This window comes from Roseateles violae, from assembly GCF_030410485.1.
In the GTDB taxonomy this organism is placed as follows: domain Bacteria; phylum Pseudomonadota; class Gammaproteobacteria; order Burkholderiales; family Burkholderiaceae_C; genus Roseateles_D; species Roseateles_D violae.
Window position 1 is genome coordinate 294662 of record NZ_JAUHHC010000004.1, and the last position, 14720, is coordinate 309381.

Consider the following 14720-nt stretch of genomic DNA (forward strand, 5'->3'; position numbering starts at 1 on the left):
GGTCAGCCCTCGCCGCCGCTTTGCAGCGCCAGGCGCGTGCGCGCCGGCCCCTCTTCCTCTTCGGCGCCCTTGCCCTGGCTCTCGCGCTGTTCCTTCAGCGTCGCAAAGTCCTCGGCCGACACATCGCCGGTGATGTAGCGGCCATCGAAGCAGGAGGCCTCGAAGCCGTCCAGTCCGGGTCGCAAGGCGCCGACGACGCGCTTCATCGCATCGACATCCTGGTAGATCAGCGCATCGGCGCCGATGTACTGGCGGATCTCCTCGATCGAGCGGTTGTGCGCGATCAGTTCCTCGCTGGTCGGCATGTCGATGCCGTAGACATTGGGGAAGCGCACCGGCGGCGCGGCCGAGGCCAGATAGACCTTCTTGGCGCCGGCCTCACGGGCCATCTGCACGATCTCCTTCGAGGTCGTGCCGCGCACGATCGAGTCGTCGACCAGCAGCACATTGCGGTTCTTGAACTCGAGGCCGATCGCATTGAGCTTCTGGCGCACCGATTTCTTGCGCACGCCCTGGCCCGGCATGATGAAGGTGCGACCGACATAGCGGTTCTTCACGAAGCCCTCGCGATAGGGCTTGCCGATCTTGTGCGCGAGCTGCATCGCCGAGGGCCGGCTTGATTCGGGGATCGGGATCACCACATCGATATCGCTGGGCGGCATGGTCGAGATCAGGCGCTGGGCCAGGGTCTCGCCCATGTTCAGGCGCGCCTGGTAGACCGAGATGCCGTCCATCACCGAGTCCGGCCGCGCCAGGTAGACGAACTCGAACATGCAGGGATTCAGGCTCGGGCTGTCGTTGCACTGCTGGGTGTGGACCTGGCCATTCATGTCGATGAACAGCGCCTCGCCCGGCGCCACGTCGCGGACCAGCTTGTGGCCCGTGCCCTCCAGCGCGACGCTTTCGCTGGCCACCATGAACTCGCCGTTGTCGGCCTGGCCGAAGCACAGCGGCCGGATGCCGAAGGGATCGCGGAAGGCCAGCAGGCCATGGCCGGCGATCAGCGCGATCACCGCATACGAGCCCTTGATGCGCTTCTGCACCGCGGCGACGGCCTTGAACACCGCCTCCGGCGTCACCGGGACCTCGCGCGCCGCGCGCTCGAGTTCGTGAGCGACGACATTGATCAGCACCTCGGTATCGCTCTCGGTGTTGATGTGACGGCGGTCGACGTCGAACAGCTCCTTCTTCAGCGCATGCGCATTGGTCAGATTGCCGTTGTGCACCAGCACCAGGCCGAACGGCGCGTTGACATAGAAGGGTTGTGCCTCTTCCTCGCTATAGGCATTGCCGGCGGTCGGGTAGCGCACCTGGCCCAGGCCGATGCTGCCCGGCAGCGCGCGCATATTGCGGGTGCGGAACACATCGCGCACCATGCCGCGCGCCTTGTGCATGAAGCACTTGTTGCCCTGCATCGTGACGATGCCGGCGGCATCCTGGCCGCGGTGCTGCAGCAGCAGCAGCGCGTCGTAGATCAGCTGGTTGACCGGTTGCTTGGAAATCACACCGACGATGCCGCACATGGCAGGAATCCTTCTTCAGTACTACATGAGGCCGGGCTTGCGATCAGCCTCGGCCGGAATCAGTTTGACCACCGCGTCCGGCAGCACCGGCCGCAGACCCAGCAGCAGCTCCTGCAGCCAGGGCGCCAGCTGCGAGGCGGCCCAAGTCGGCGAGGCGACGGCCGGCGTCATGCTGACGACGACGACCAGCAGCAGGCAGACCAGCAGGCCGCGCAGCACGCCGAAACCGGCACCCAGCAGGCGGTCGATACCGCTCAGCGGCGTCGCGCGCAGCAGCGCGCGCAAAAGCTTGGCCGCCAGGCCCCAGATGATCAGGATCAGGATGAAGGCCAGCACCAGGCCGGCCAGATGGACCAGGTTCGGCCCCAGGCGCTCGGCCGGCAGCCAGCCGCCGACGATGGGCGCCAGATAGGGACAGCCGAAATAGGCGACGATCCAGCCGGCGATCGCCAACAGCTCGAACATCAGGCCGCGCCACAGGCCGAGCAGCACCGAGGCCGCGAGCAGGCCCGCCAGCACGAGGTCGACCCAGCTGATGGCCCAGTCCATAGGCGTCAGATCGTCAGCACCGCCGTCGACAGGCCGCCACCGCGCACCTTGGCCGCCACCTTGTCGGCCTCGTCGCGGCTGGCGAAGGGACCGACGCGCACGCGGATGCGCTTGCCGTCGGCCGTGTCGACCGCCTGGGTATAGGTCTTCAGGCCCATCCGTTCGACCTTCGTCCGCGCCTCCTGCGCGGCCTTGCCATCGGCATAGGCACCGACCTGGACGATGAAGCGGGCGCCGGCCACGTCGCTGGCCTTCTTGTCGGCCGGCTTGCCGTCCAGCAGCGCCTGCACGCGGGCGGCCTCCTGGTGGCTGGCCTTCTCGGACTTTTCCGATTTCTCGACCGCCTTTTCCGCAACCGGCTTCTTCTCGATCGCCTTTTCGACCGGCTTCTCGACGGGCTTCTCGGCGACGGGCTTTTCCGCCACCGGCTTCTCGACGATCTTGTCGGCTGCCTTGTCCGCGGCCTGCTCGGTGATCACCGGGCGCGCCGGCGGCGCCGCCGGGCCATGCTCGGCGGCCGCCTCGGCGACGATCGTCGGGGCCGTCGGAGTCCTCGTGGGGCTGGTCGCGATTTGCGGCGCAGGCAGCGGCACCAGCGGCGGAGCCACGCCTTCCTTGCGCGGGATCTCGATCGGCAGGTCGACCGGAATAGGCCGCGGCTGGGTCTCGAAGACCAGGGGGAAGCCGATCACGCCGATGCCCACCAGCACCGCCGCGCCGATCAGCCGCCGGCGGGCGCGCAGGCGCAGCTGCTGCACCGCATCGGCCGAATCGGCCACCGGCTTGGCGGCGGGAGCGGCGGCACCGCGTTTGAAGAAGGACATCAGACCCATGGCAGCGGTGAAGGGCAGCTCGTGCCGCGATTGGATGATCTTGGGGTTGAGTGAAAAGGCCCGGCAATCAGGCCCGGGCCACGACGATGATCACTGCGATTTGGACGCCGCCGAATGCTGCAGCCGCGGCACGCCATTCTTCAGCACGCCACCCACGGTGTAGAAGGAGCCGAAGACCAGAATTCTATCAGCCGGGTCGGCCGCGGCAGCCGCTGCGGACAGCGCCGCCAGCGGCTCGGCATGCTGGTGGACCTGGACCGTCGGCGGCGTCTTCAGGGCCCCATCGGCACGCAGCACCTCGAAGCGCTCGGCCAGCGCCTGGGCGCTCGCCGCACGCGGGATTTCCAGGTCGCAGAAATGCCAGGCATCGACCAGCGGCGCGATCTTCTGGAAGATCGCCGCCAGATCCTTGTCGGCCATCGCGCCGAACACCGCATGGGTGCGCGGGAAGAAGCCCATCTGGTCCAGGTTCTGCGCCAGCGCAGCAACCGCATGCGGGTTGTGCGCCACGTCCAGCACCAGGGCCGGCTGGCCCGGCACGACCTGGAAGCGCCCCGGCAACTCGACCAGGGCCAGGCCGGTGCGCACCGCCTGCGCGCTGATCGGCAGGCGCTGGTAGAGCGCCTCGAACACGGCCAGCACGCCGGCGGCATTGAGCAGCTGGTTGACGCCGCGCAGCGCCGGATAGGCCAGACCCGAGAAGCGCCGCTCGCGGCCGGCCCATTGCCATTGCTGGCGATCGCCACCGTAGCTGAAGTCGCGGCCGAGCTGGCGCAGGTCGGCGCCGATCGCGGCCGCATGGGCGGCGATCGAGGCCGGCGGCATCGGGTCGCTGACGACGACCGGCCGGCCCGGCCGCATGATGTGGGCCTTCTCCCGGCCGACCGATTCGCGGTCCGGTCCCAGGTATTCGGTGTGGTCGAGGTCGATGCTGGTGATCACGCTGCAGTCGGCGTCAACGCAATTGACCGCGTCGAGCCGTCCGCCCAGGCCCACCTCGAGGATCACCAGATCCAGCGGCTCCTGCGAAAGCCGGCGCATGATGGCCAGGGTCGTGAACTCGAAATAGCTCAAGGTCATCTCGCCGCGCGCCGCCTCGACCGCCTCGAAATGCGGCAGCAGCGACTCGGCCGCGACCGGCGCGCCGCCAACGCGGCAGCGTTCCTCGAAATGCACCAAATGCGGCTTGATGTAGAGGCCGACGCGGTAGCCGGCCTGCAGCGCGATAGCTTCCAGCATCGCGCAGGTCGAGCCCTTGCCATTGGTGCCGGCCACCATCACGACCGGCGTGTCGCCGAAGGCCAGGCCCAGGCGATCGCGCAGTGCGATCACGCGGTCCAGGGTCATGTCGATGGTCTTCGGGTGCAGGCGCTCGCAATGGGCGAGCCAGTCGTCTAGCGTCATATCGGTTCCGCAAAAACAAGACGGCCAGACCTTGCGGGCCTGGCCGTTCGGGTCTCAATCGCCGAAGCTCAGGCCACGGCGTCGGCGCTCTGCCGCTGCAGCATGGCCAGTTGGCGGGCAATCGTCTCGCGCAGCTGGCGGCGGTCGACGATCATGTCGACGGCCCCCTTCTCCAGCAGGAACTCGGCGCGCTGGAAGCCCGGCGGCAGCTTCTCGCGCACGGTGTTCTCGATCACGCGCGGGCCGGCAAAGCCGATCAGCGCCTTCGGCTCGGCAATGACCACGTCACCGACAAAGGCGAAGGAGGCCGACACGCCGCCCATGGTCGGGTCGGTCAGCACGCTGATATAGGGCAGCTTGGCCTTGGCCAGCTTGGTCAGCGCCGCATTGGTCTTGGCCATCTGCATCAGGCTTAAGAGGCCTTCCTGCATGCGGGCGCCGCCGGTGGCGGTGAAGCAGATGAAGGGCGTCTTCTGCTCCAGCGCCGTTTCGACGCCGCGCACGAAGCGCTCGCCGACGACCGAGCCCATCGAGCCGCCCATGAAGTCGAACTCGAAGCAGGCCGCGACGACCGGGATGCTCATCAAGGCGCCGCCGATGACGATCAAGGCATCGGTCTCGCCGGTGTTCTCCAGCGCTTCCTTGAGCCGGTCCGGGTACTTCTTGCTGTCCTTGAACTTCAGCGCGTCGACCGGCAGCACCTCCTGGCCGACCTCGTAACGGCCTTCGCCGTCGAGGAAGGCGTCCAGGCGCGCGCGCGCGCCGATGCGGTGGTGATGGCTGCACTTGGGGCAGACATTGACGTTCTGCTCCAGATCGGTCTTGTACAGCACCGTCTCGCAGGACGGGCACTTGATCCACAGGCCTTCCGGCACCGTGCGCCGGTCGTTGGGATCCTGTTGCTGCATCTTCGGCGGCAGCAGCTTTTCAAGCCAACTCACAAGCAGACTCCTTTATTCGATGGGCGCGCTACGCATCGAGCGCGGCGCGGATCTCGCGGATGAACTGGCCACCCGTCAAAGCGACATTATCGCGTGACTGGACCTCCAGCAGTTCGACCAGGCGCGAACCGATGACGACGGCGTCCGCATGCTCGGCCACCGCGCGCGCCGTGGCCGCATCCCGGATGCCGAAACCGACGCCCACCGGCACGGTCACATGGCGGCGTATGCGCGGGATCGCCTCTCCAACGGCCGCGGTGTTCAGATGCCCGGCGCCGGTCACGCCCTTCAGCGAGACGTAGTAGACATAGCCGCTGGCCAACGCGCCGATGCGGGCCATGCGATCCTCGGTCGAGGTCGGCGCCAGCAGGAAGATCGGGTCGAGCTGCTGTGCCTTCAGCGCCGCGGCAAAGGCCTCGCATTCCTCGGGCGGGTAGTCGACGATCAGCACGCCATCGACGCCGGCGGCCTTGGCGTCGGCGACGAAGCGCTCGATGCCGTAGCGCTCGACCGGATTCGCATAGCCCATCAGCACGACCGGCGTGCGCTCGTCGTGTCGGCGGAACTCGGCCACATAGGCCAGCACCTGCGGCATGCCGATGCCTGCCTTCAGCGCCCGCTCGCCGGCGCGCTGGATCACCGGGCCGTCGGCCATCGGGTCCGAAAAAGGCACGCCCAGTTCGATCACGTCGGCGCCGGCTGCGGCCATGGCCAGCATCAGCTCGACGGTGGCTTGCGGGTGCGGGTCACCGGCGGTGACGAAGGGAATCAGCGCCTTGCGGTTTTCTGCCTTCAGGGCGGCGAAGGTGGCGGCTATCCGTCCAGTTACAGGGCTCACAGCACGGCCCCCTTCACCTGGTGGCCGGCCTGCGAAGGCTGGTCGTAGACCTTGGCGCCGGACAGGTCGGCGACGGTGCCGATGTCCTTGTCGCCGCGACCGGAGAGGTTGACCAGCAGCACCTGCTCCCTGGGCAGGGTCGGCGCCAGCTTGATCGCATGGGCGACCGCATGGCTGGACTCCAGCGCCGGGATGATGCCCTCGGTGCGGCACAGCCGGTGGAAGGCCGCCAGCGCCTCGGCGTCGGTGACGCCGACATATTCGGCGCGGCCGATGTCCTTCAGATGCGCATGCTCGGGGCCGACGCCGGGATAGTCCAGGCCGGCCGAGATCGAATGCGTCTCGATGATCTGGCCGTTTTCGTCCTGCAGCAGATAAGTGCGGTTGCCATGCAGCACGCCCGGGCTGCCGGCCGACAGGGTCGCCGCGTGCTTGCCGCTGGCGATCCCCTGCCCCGCCGCCTCGACACCGATCAGGCGCACGTCCTTGTGCTCGATATACGGGTAGAAGATGCCGATCGCGTTCGAGCCCCCGCCGACGCAGGCGATGACCGCGTCGGGCTGGCGGCCGACCAGGGCCGGCATCTGCGTCAGGCACTCGTCGCCGATGATGCGCTGGAAGTCGCGCACCATCATCGGATACGGATGCGGGCCGGCGACCGTGCCGATGATGTAGAAGGTCGACTCGATGTTGGTGACCCAGTCGCGCATCGCCTCGTTCAGCGCGTCCTTCAGGGTCTTGCTGCCCGACTCGACCGGCACGACACGGGCGCCGAGCAGATTCATCCGGTAGACATTGGGCGACTGGCGCTTGACGTCCTCGCTGCCCATATAGACCACGCATTCCATGCCGTAGCGGGCACAGATCGTCGCGGTCGCCACCCCATGCTGGCCGGCGCCGGTCTCGGCGATCACGCGCTTCTTGCCCATGCGGCGGGCCAGCAGGGCCTGGCCGATGGTGTTGTTGACCTTGTGCGCGCCGGTGTGGTTGAGGTCCTCGCGCTTCAGGTAGATCTGCGCGCCGCCGAGTTCGCGGCTGAGCCGCTCGGCGTGGTAGATCGGGCTGGGCCGGCCGACAAAATGGGCCAGCTCACGCTCGAACTCGGCGACGAAGTCCGGGTCCTTGCGGTAATGCTCATAGGCCGCGCTCAGCTCGTCCAGCGCATGGACCAGGGTCTCGGCCACGAAGCGGCCGCCATAGGGGCCGAAATGCCCGCGTGCATCGGGCTGTGAATAGCTTTGCATGGTCTTCGGATTCTCAGGTTTGCAGATCGGCGATGCGCGCGTCGGCTTCGCGCACGGCATCGCAGAACTGACGGATCAGGGCGGCGTCCTTCAGGCCCTTGGCCTCCTCGACGCCGGAGCTCACGTCAACGGCCCAGGGCCGTACCCGCAGAATCCCTTCGGCCACATTTCCGGCATGCAACCCACCAGACAAAACGACTGGAGAGTGCACGTTTCTTGGAATGAGGGACCAATCGAAGACCTTTCCGCCGCCGCCATAGCCGTCGACATGGGCGTCGAGCAGGATGGCCTGGGCGTTCGAATACTGTTGGACGAAGTCTAGCAAATCGAAGCCCGGCTCCATGCGCGCCGCGCGCAGAAAGGGCCGGCCGGGCCGCTCGCAGTCGGCCGGGCTCTCGTCGCCATGGAACTGGACCAGCATATTGGGCAATGCCGCCAGGCCCTCGGCCAGTTGCGCCTCGCTGGCGTTGACGAACAGGCCCACCGGCGTGACAAAGGGCGGCAGCCGCCGCGCCAGCTCGGCCGCGCGCTGGGGCGTCACATGGCGCGGGCTCTTCGCATAGAAGACGAAGCCGATCGCATCGGCACCGGCCGCAACGGCGGCGTCGACGTCGGCCTCGCGGGTCAGGCCGCAGATCTTGATACGGGTTCGGCTCATCGCGTTCACGGCAACCAGTCCAGCGCGGCAACGCGCTCGGGGATTCGATGGCGCGCATCGTAGTACGGGCCGACGAAGTAGAGGCCGTCGGGGGCAAAGGTGGGCGCGGCGACCTTGCGGTCGCGCGCGTCGAGCACCTCGGCCAGCCAGTCCACCGAGCGCGTGCCGCTGCCGACGGCCAAGAGGCAGCCCATGATGTTGCGCACCATATGGTGCAGAAAGGCCGAGGCGTCGAACTCGAAGCGCCAGTAGGCGCCACGCCGGCTGATCTCGATCGCGCGCAATATCTTCACCGGCGAGGCAGCCTGGCATTCGGCCGAGCGGAAAGAGCTGAAGTCGTGTTCGCCGAGCAGCAGCGCCGCGGCCGCCTGCATGCGCTCGAGCTCGAGCGGGCGGAACACCCAACCGGCCGAGCCGCTTTCCAGCGCCGGCCGCACGGCCGACTCCAGCAGCAGATAGGCGTAGCGGCGGCCCTGGGCGCTGTTGCGGGCGTGAAAGTCGTCGCCCGGGAAGGCGCTCCACTGGATCGCGATATCGCTGGGCAGGTAACGGTTGACGCCCCGCACCCAGGAGAACGGTTCGCGCTCGACCTCGCAGTCGAAATGGACGACCTGGTTGAGGCCATGCACGCCGGCGTCGGTGCGACCGGCGCACAGCGTGCGGATCTCGCGGTCGGCAAACTGGCCCAGCGCCCGCTCGAGCGCGTCCTGCACCGTGCGCCGATCCGGCTGGCTCTGCCAGCCGTGATAGGCCTGGCCGCGATAAGACACTCCCAGCGCAACGCGCATCCGCCAACACTCCGCTCTAGCAAATGAAAAAAGGCGCCCGTGGCGGGCGCCTTCTGGACAGGCTTCGATTATCGGCGCTTCTGCTCAGCGCAACTCGGCCAGCATGCGCTGGGCACGGTCCTTGACGCTGCCGCCGGCCTTGGCGATCAATTCCTGCAGCACCTCGCGGGCCCCTTCGGTATCGCCGATCTGGCGGAACTCGTCGGCCAGCTCGAGCTGACGCAGCAGCGGATCGCCGTCCTCGTTGCCAAGCGCATCCAGCGCCTGGGCCAGTTCGTCGGTGCCGGGCAGCTCACGATCCAGGGTCAGCGTGCGCTCCAGCGGCATCGCCGCCGGCGCCGTCGCCTCGGGCAGGTCCAGGTCGATCGAGGACAGGTCGAAGTCCAGCGCATTGCCCGCATCGGCGGCTGCGGCGGCCGGCTCGTCGAGCGCGTCGAGATCGAAGGGCATCTCGTCGGTATGGATCTCGGCCGGCGGCGTGGACAGGTCGAAATCCATCGCCAGCGGCGCCTGCTCGACCGTGGTCGCCAGCACCTGGGTCGCGTCCATCGCATTCGGCGACACGGTGGCCGGCGGCGGGCTGTCCAGATCGAGATCGAGGTCCATGTCGTAGCCGCTGACCGGACCGGTGTCGACCGCCACCGCGCTCAGGCCGACCGGCTCGGTCGCCAGATGCGGGGCGATGAAGGCGGCGCTGGCTGCCGTGCCGGCGGCCACGGTGGCCGGCATGGTGCTGGCATCCATGGGCTCCGGATGGATGCCCTGGCCGCCGCTCGACTGGCTCGGCGCACCGCCGGGCTGGTAGAGCGGATTCTCGGCATCAATCTGCCGGCCCAGCTCCTGGGCGCGCGCCCAGTCCTCGCCCTGGCCATGGGTCTCGGCAAAGAGCTGGATCGCCAGTTGCTCGAAGCCCTTGGTATCGCGGCGCTTGGCATAGACCTCGAGCAGCTTGAGCCGGATCGCCAGGCGCTCCGGATTGCCGCGCAGCGCCTCCTTGAGGATCTCCTCGGCCTGCAGATCGCGGCCATAGGCCAGGTAGACATCGGCCTCGGCAACCGGATCGACATCGCCGATCGCGTCCAGCTGGCTCAGCGAATAGCTCATCGACGAGGGGCCGTTGGTGCTTGCGTCGCGCGTGTCGACGCGCTGGCCGCCGGTGGCGCCGAAGAAGGAATCGGGCTGCATCCGGCTCTCATGGAAGCCGGTGTCGGCCTTGCCGGAGCTGGTGCTGCGCTTGCGCAGCCGGTTCACGCCCAGCGCCGCCAGCGCCGCCAGCAGCAAGGCGCCCAGCGGCAGCAGCGGGTTCTCGATCAGTTGATCGACGATGCCGGGCTCGGCGGCCGGCGCGGCGGCGGGCACGGCGCTGGCCGGCGCACGCGCGGGGCTCGGCGCCGAGGCAGCAGCGGGCTTGGGCTTCGGCGCCTCGGCCAGCACGGTCGGCGCCGGCAGCGGCGCCGGGGCGGCCGAGGCGGCGGCGACCACGGCGGGGGCCGGTGCCGGCGTCGGGGCGGCGGTCGACGCGCTGGACGACAGCTTCTTCAGCTCCTCGACATTGCGGGTCAGCTCGGCGACGCGGGCGGCGGCGTCCTTCTTCTCGGTGTCCTTGGAGACCTTGGCCTCGGGCGCCGCGCTGGCGGCCTTGCTGAGGGTCAGCTTGTCCGGCATTGCCGCGGCGGCCGGCTTGCGGTCCTCGACGGCGGCCTGCACCTGGCCCTTGGCCTGGCGCTCGCTCTCCTCCTGCTTCAGCGCCGGGGCGACGCCGGCAAGACGCTGGCGATAGGCATTGAAGTCGGCGCTCTGCGCCTGGATGATCTGGCGCGCCTCGCCGGTGCTGACGCTGGCCAGCGCATCGCTGGCGGGCACCTGCAGCACCGAGCCGGCCTTCAGCCGGTTCATATTGCTGTCCACGAAGGCGTCCGGGTTGCTGCGGAACAGACCGACCAGCATCTGGTCCAGCGAGATGCCGGCCGGCTGCGTCTTGGCGGCGATGCGCGACAGCGTGTCGCCGGGCCTGACCGGGTATTCGGAGGCGCCGGTGCTGGGCATCGGTGCCTGAACGGAGGCCGGTCTCGGCGCCGGCGCGGCCGGCGGGACAGCTGCCGGCGCCTCGGCCCGGACCTCGGGTTTGGGGCGGGCCGGCGGCGCGGCGACCGCAGGCCGCGAGGGCGGCAGCGCGGCGGCGACGGCCGGCGGCGGGGCCTGCACCGGCGCCGTCTCGGGCGCGGCCGGCGCGATCACCGGCGCGGCGGCGATGGCCGGGGGCGCGGCGACCGGCTTGGGATTGCTCGGCGGATCGAACAGCAGCGTGTATTCGCGCACCAGGCGGCCGCTGGCCCAGGACAGCTCGAGGATCACGTCGACGAAGGGTTCCTGCACCGCGCGGTCGCTGCTGACCCGCAGCACCGTGCGGCCGTTGTTGCGCACCACATTGACCTGGGTGCCCATCAGCACCGCGTTGTATTCGACACCGCTGGCGCGGTAGGCCTCCGGGGGCGCGACGCGTACCTTCAGCGTGCCGGCTTCCTCGGGGCTGAGGCTGGTCACGTCGATCTCGGCCTTGAGCGTCTCGCCGAGCGCCGACTGCACCGACAAGCGACCCAGGCCCAGGGCCCAGCTATTGCTGCCGAGCATGCCCAGGGTCAAGGCGGCCGCAGCGGCCACATGGCTCAGGGCAAAGCGTCCCGATGCGCTGGATTGAATATTCAAGGCGTCCCCCCAAACGACAAGGCGGCCACCATCCGGTGTCCGCCCGTTCCGACGATTATTGTTTCTGCTGACACAGCGCTCACGATGCTGTCCTCACCCACGCCGGCGGCACGGAAATCACAACAGCAACAAGCATATACGCTGCACCGCTCATGCAAAGCGTGAATAGGGGGCGAGCGCCCCGCCATTCACTCCCCGTTACCGAAGCCTGTCGTTCGCCGGCAACGGCCCTCAGGGATACTACCGAGCCAGCAAAATCCGCAGCATGCGACGCAGCGGTTCGGCCGCTCCCCACAGCAGCTGATCGCCAATGGTGAAGGCGCCCAGATACTCGGGGCCCATGGCCAGCTTGCGGATGCGGCCGACCGGAATCGTCATCGTGCCGGTCACGGCCACCGGGGTCAGGTCGTGGATCGTCGCCTCGCGCGTGTTCGGCACCAGCTTCACCCACTCGTTGTCGGCGGCGATCATCGCCTCGATATCGGCCAGCGGCACGTCCTTCTTCAGCTTGAAGGTCAGAGCCTGGCTATGGCAGCGCATCGCGCCGACGCGCACGCAGAAGCCGTCGACGGGGATGCCTTGAGCCGATCCATTGCCGAGGATCTTGTTGGTCTCGGCCATGCCCTTCCATTCTTCCTTGGATTGGCCATTGCCCAGATCCTTGTCGATCCAGGGGATCAGCGAGCCGCCGAGCGGCACGCCGAAATTGGCCGTCTCGGCGGCGCTGAGATTGCGCTGCGTTGCGATCACCTGGCGGTCGATCTCGAGGATGGCGCTCTTCGGGTCGTCGAGCAGCGCCTTCACCGAGGCGTTCAAGGTTCCATATTGCGTCAGCAGTTCGCGCATATGCTGGGCGCCGCCGCCCGAGGCTGCCTGGTAGGTCTGCGTGCTCATCCACTCGACCAGGCCGGCCTTGTAGAGCGCGCCGACGCCCATCAGCATGCAGGAGACCGTGCAGTTGCCGCCGACCCAGTTGCGGCCGCCCTTAGCCAGCGCATCCTTGATGACCGGCATATTGACCGGGTCCAGCACGATGACCGCGTCATCGGCCATGCGCAAGGTGGAGGCGGCGTCGATCCAGTGGCCGTTCCAGCCGGCGGCGCGCAGCTTGGGGAAGACCTCGCTGGTGTAGTCGCCGCCCTGGGCCGTGATGATGATCTCGCAGCGCTTGAGCTGCTCGATGTCGAAGGCATCCTGCAGCTTCGTCTCGTTCTTCGCCTGGGCCGGGGCAGCGCCGCCGGCATTGCTGGTGCTGAAAAAGAGCGGCTCGATCAGATCGAAATCGCGCTCGGCCGCCATGCGGTCCATCAGCACCGAGCCGACCATGCCGCGCCAGCCCACCAGTCCAACCAATGTCGTCATCATGAGTTCCTTAATCGCCTACAAAACAAACCCTGGGGTCCTTGCCCGGCTCGCTTCGCCGGGTTTGTAGGGGCGAGACGAACCGGAGCTGAACTAGCCCTTAATGGTTTTGGTCGTGGTGATGGCCGACTTCAGCGCAGAAGCGACCGCATCACCCATCTCGCGCGTGCCCACCTTCTGGGTGCCCTCGCTCCAGATGTCCGCGGTACGCAGACCCAGGGCCAGCACGGACTGCACCGCGGCCTCGATACGGGCGGCGGCTTCGGGCTGGTTGAGGGAGAACTTGAGCATCATGGCAGCTGACAGGATTGTAGCCAGAGGATTGGCGATTCCCTTGCCGGCAATGTCCGGCGCGCTGCCGTGGCTGGGTTCGTACAGGCCCTTGTTGTTCTTGTCCAACGAGGCCGAGGGCAGCATGCCGATCGAGCCGGTCAGCATCGCAGCCTCGTCCGACAGGATGTCGCCGAACATATTGCCGGTGACGACGACGTCGAACTTCTTCGGTGCCTTCACCAGCTGCATCGCCGCGTTGTCCACGTACATATGCTCGAGCTCGACGTCCGGGTACTGCGCATGGACTTCGGTGACGACGTCCTTCCAGAACTGGAAGGTCTCCAGCACGTTCGCCTTGTCGACCGAGGTCACCTTCTTGTTGCGCTTGCGGGCGGCCTGGAAGGCGACATGGGCGATGCGCTCGATCTCCGGGCGCGAATAGCGCATCGTGTCGAAGGCCTCCTCGGCGCCGGGGAAATGGCCGTCGACGGCCGTGCGGCGGCCGCGCGGCTGGCCGAAATAGATGTCGCCGGTCAGCTCGCGGATGATCAGGATGTCCAGTCCCGCCACCAGCTCGGGCTTCAGGCTGGAGGCATGGGTCAGTTGCTCGTAGCAGATCGCCGGGCGGAGGTTGGCGAACAGGCCCAGAGCTTTCCGCAGCCCCAGGATCGCCTGCTCGGGACGCAGCGCCCGCTCGAGCTTGTCGTACTTCCAGTCGCCGACGGCGCCGAACAGCACCGCATCGGCGTCCTTGGCCAGCTGCAGGGTAGCCTCGGGCAGCGGATGGCCGGCGGTCTCATAGGCGGCGCCGCCGACCGGCGCCGTCTCCATCTCCAAGGGCAGGTCCAGCAGCTTCAGCACCTTGACCGCCTCGGCGACGATCTCGGTGCCGATGCCGTCGCCGGGCAGGATTGCGATTTTCATGATTTCTCTTTCTTTATCTTTCGGCTCAGCCCAGCAGGCGCTTGTCCAGCCAGGGCTTGGTGGCGATCCGTTCGGCCTCGTAAGCCTTGATCTTGTCCGCATGACGCAAGGTCAGACCGATGTCGTCGAAGCCGTTCAGCAGGCAGTACTTGCGGAAGGCCTGGACCTCGAAGGGCAGCTCGGCGCCGTCGGGCTTGACGACGACCTGGCGCTCCAGGTCCACCGTCAGCTGATAGCCCGGGAAGGCAGCGACCTCGTCGAACAACTTCGCGACCTGGGACTCCGGCAGCACGATGGGCAGCAGGCCGTTCTTGAAGCAGTTGTTGAAGAAGATGTCGGCGAAGCTCGGCGCGATCAGCGCGCGAAAGCCGTATTGCTGCAGCGCCCAGGGCGCGTGCTCGCGGCTGGAGCCGCAGCCGAAGTTGCTGCGCGCGATCAGCACCGAGGCGCCCTGGTAGCGCGGCTGGTTCAGTACGAAATCCGGATTCGGCTTGCGCGAGGCCGGGTCCTGGCCGGGCTCGCCCGGATCCAGATAGCGCCACTCGTCGAACAGATTGGGGCCGAAGCCGCTGCGCTTGATCGACTTCAGGAACTGCTTGGGGATGATCGCGTCGGTGTCGACGTTGTCGCGATCCATCGGCGCGACCAGCCCTTTGTGGATGGTGAACTTGTCCATG

Annotated in this window: 13 protein-coding genes; all 13 read right to left on the reverse strand. The window is 67.8% G+C overall.

Annotated features, from left to right (window positions below; all coding sequences use genetic code 11):
* Positions 1-2 precede the first annotated feature (2 nt).
* The 13 genes from purF to leuD all read right to left on the reverse strand — a co-directional run bounded on the left by purF (position 3) and on the right by leuD (position 14719).
* A complete protein-coding gene (purF, locus tag QWJ38_RS15775) occupies positions 3-1523 on the reverse strand; it encodes an amidophosphoribosyltransferase (RefSeq protein ID WP_290360060.1) in 1521 nt (506 codons plus the stop codon).
* 21 nt (positions 1524-1544) lie between these two features.
* Positions 1545-2072 carry a CvpA family protein gene (locus QWJ38_RS15780; RefSeq protein WP_290360061.1) on the reverse strand — a complete coding sequence of 176 codons (528 nt, stop codon included), beginning with the start codon at positions 2070-2072 and terminating at the stop codon, positions 1545-1547.
* 5 nt (positions 2073-2077) lie between these two features.
* Positions 2078-2896: an SPOR domain-containing protein gene (locus tag QWJ38_RS15785; protein WP_290360062.1), complete on the reverse strand. Its 819-nt coding sequence runs from the start codon at positions 2894-2896 to the stop codon at positions 2078-2080.
* Between the two features lie 99 nt (positions 2897-2995).
* Positions 2996-4309 (reverse strand): bifunctional tetrahydrofolate synthase/dihydrofolate synthase, encoded by a 1314-nt coding sequence (gene folC / locus QWJ38_RS15790; RefSeq protein WP_290360063.1) that lies wholly within the window; start codon positions 4307-4309, stop codon positions 2996-2998.
* Between the two features lie 68 nt (positions 4310-4377).
* On the reverse strand, positions 4378-5250 hold the full coding sequence (gene accD / locus QWJ38_RS15795; protein WP_290360064.1) for an acetyl-CoA carboxylase, carboxyltransferase subunit beta: 873 nt from the start codon (positions 5248-5250) through the stop codon (positions 4378-4380).
* A 28-nt stretch (positions 5251-5278) separates the two neighbouring features.
* Positions 5279-6088, reverse strand: coding sequence for a tryptophan synthase subunit alpha (trpA, locus tag QWJ38_RS15800; RefSeq protein ID WP_290360065.1), 810 nt, complete (start codon positions 6086-6088; stop codon positions 5279-5281).
* Positions 6085-7332 carry a tryptophan synthase subunit beta gene (gene trpB, locus QWJ38_RS15805; RefSeq protein WP_290360066.1) on the reverse strand — a complete coding sequence of 416 codons (1248 nt, stop codon included), beginning with the start codon at positions 7330-7332 and terminating at the stop codon, positions 6085-6087. The genes trpA and trpB overlap by 4 nt, the downstream gene beginning before the upstream one ends.
* A 13-nt stretch (positions 7333-7345) precedes the next feature.
* Positions 7346-7990, reverse strand: coding sequence for a phosphoribosylanthranilate isomerase (locus tag QWJ38_RS15810; protein ID WP_290360067.1), 645 nt, complete (start codon positions 7988-7990; stop codon positions 7346-7348).
* Positions 7991-7995: 5 nt separating this feature from the next.
* Positions 7996-8778, reverse strand: a complete 783-nt coding sequence (truA, locus tag QWJ38_RS15815; protein ID WP_290360068.1) for a tRNA pseudouridine(38-40) synthase TruA — start codon at positions 8776-8778, stop codon at positions 7996-7998.
* A gap of 84 nt (positions 8779-8862) precedes the next feature.
* A complete protein-coding gene (locus QWJ38_RS15820) occupies positions 8863-11484 on the reverse strand; it encodes a motility hub landmark protein FimV (RefSeq protein ID WP_290360069.1) in 2622 nt (873 codons plus the stop codon).
* A gap of 240 nt (positions 11485-11724) precedes the next feature.
* Entirely contained in the window at positions 11725-12846 is a 1122-nt protein-coding gene (gene asd / locus QWJ38_RS15825; RefSeq protein ID WP_290360070.1) for an aspartate-semialdehyde dehydrogenase, read from the reverse strand.
* A gap of 93 nt (positions 12847-12939) precedes the next feature.
* Positions 12940-14043: a 3-isopropylmalate dehydrogenase gene (gene leuB / locus QWJ38_RS15830; RefSeq protein ID WP_290360071.1), complete on the reverse strand. Its 1104-nt coding sequence runs from the start codon at positions 14041-14043 to the stop codon at positions 12940-12942.
* Between the two features lie 25 nt (positions 14044-14068).
* Entirely contained in the window at positions 14069-14719 is a 651-nt protein-coding gene (leuD, locus tag QWJ38_RS15835; protein ID WP_290360072.1) for a 3-isopropylmalate dehydratase small subunit, read from the reverse strand.
* Position 14720: the final 1 nt, after the last annotated feature.